At 68.9% G+C, this 1331-nt stretch carries 2 protein-coding genes; both read left to right on the top strand.

Going from position 1 to position 1331, the window contains the following annotated elements:
- The coding region (locus G3O06_RS48225; protein WP_205820444.1) for a PD-(D/E)XK nuclease family protein at positions 1–1006 on the top strand (1006 nt) is incomplete at its 5' end.
- Positions 1007–1008: 2 nt separating this feature from the next.
- Positions 1009–1331 (top strand): hypothetical protein (locus G3O06_RS48220; protein WP_241020629.1); only part of this gene is annotated, 323 nt, incomplete at its 3' end.

Below are 1331 nucleotides of genomic sequence, written 5' to 3'. Positions count from 1 at the left end.
GGCGCCATTGCCGGCGCCGGCGCGACCCGAGCGTCTTGCGGCCGGGCACGACGCGTCGCAGACACTCGCGGCGCGCCATGCGACGCGCATGCTGCGCGATGCGTGGCGGATGGCCAGCTTCAGTTCGCTGACCGCGTCGATGGCGCGTGAAGAGGCAGGTGTCGCGGCCGTGCCCGATGACGAACTGAGGCCCGATCACGATGCGCTTGCCGCGGTGGCGCCGGATGGCGAGTGGCTGTTGGCCGATCCGGTCGCGCCCGAACCGCCGGACGACGACATCCTCGTGTTCCCGCGCGGCGCGGCGGCCGGCGAGTGCCTGCACCGCCTGTTCGAACTCAGCCGCTTCACGGAGCCCGAGTCGTGGCCCAGGGCCGCGCTCGGCGCGCTGCACGACCGGCCGGTCGAGGCCGAGCCCGAACTCGCCACACGCCTGCCGGCGATGATGGTGCAACTGGTCGACGATGTCGTGCGCACCGAGCTCGTGCCGGGCATGCGGCTCGCCGATCTCGATCCCGCGAAGCGGCTCGACGAAATGGGTTTCCTGTTCCCGGCGCCGTCGCTCGACCTGATGGCGCTGCGCCGCCTGCTGGTCGCGCACGGCTACCCGGACGTTGCACTGGAGGCGGGCACGCTCGCCGGTTTCATCAAGGGTTTCATCGACATGATCGTCGAACACGACGGCCGCTTCTGGATCGTCGACTGGAAGTCGAACCATCTCGGCACGACGCCGGACGCCTACGGCCCGCGCGCGCTCGATGTCGCGATGGCCGATCACGCGTATCACCTGCAGGCGCTGCTCTATACGGTTGCACTGCATCGCTACCTGCGCGGGCGGCTGCCCGACTACGACTACGACACGCATATCGCGGGTTACCTGTACCTGTTCGTGCGCGGTGTGCGGCCTGACTGGCGCAGCGGCGGTGAGCCGGCCGGCGTGCATGCACGCCGGCCCGGGCGCGCGCTCGTCGACGCACTCGACCGGATGATGGAAGGGGGCCGCGCATGAACATGAACGTGCAGGACGATACGCTCGAATTCACCGGCGGCCTCGTCGCGAGGCTGCCCGAACCTGCCGATTTCGGCATCGCGCTCGCAGAAGGCTTCGCGCGCCGCCTCGGCGACCTCTCTCGCCGCGCCGGCGCTCCGGCCGCGCGCCGGGCGGCGCGCGCCGACCGCAAGGGCACACGTCTGAACTCCAGCCACCTGCTTCCACCTCGTATTCCGCCGTCGGCTCTTCAAAAACAACGTTTACGTACTATACCCATAGTCACCCACTCATCCGACGTTGTAGAGTCATCTCTGGTAAGATGCTCCCCGAGCTTACGCACGTT

Source organism: Burkholderia sp. Ac-20345 (assembly GCF_017104825.1).
Taxonomy (GTDB): Bacteria; Pseudomonadota; Gammaproteobacteria; order Burkholderiales; family Burkholderiaceae; genus Burkholderia; species Burkholderia lata_B.
This window is presented reverse-complemented; position numbering and strand designations above follow the sequence as displayed.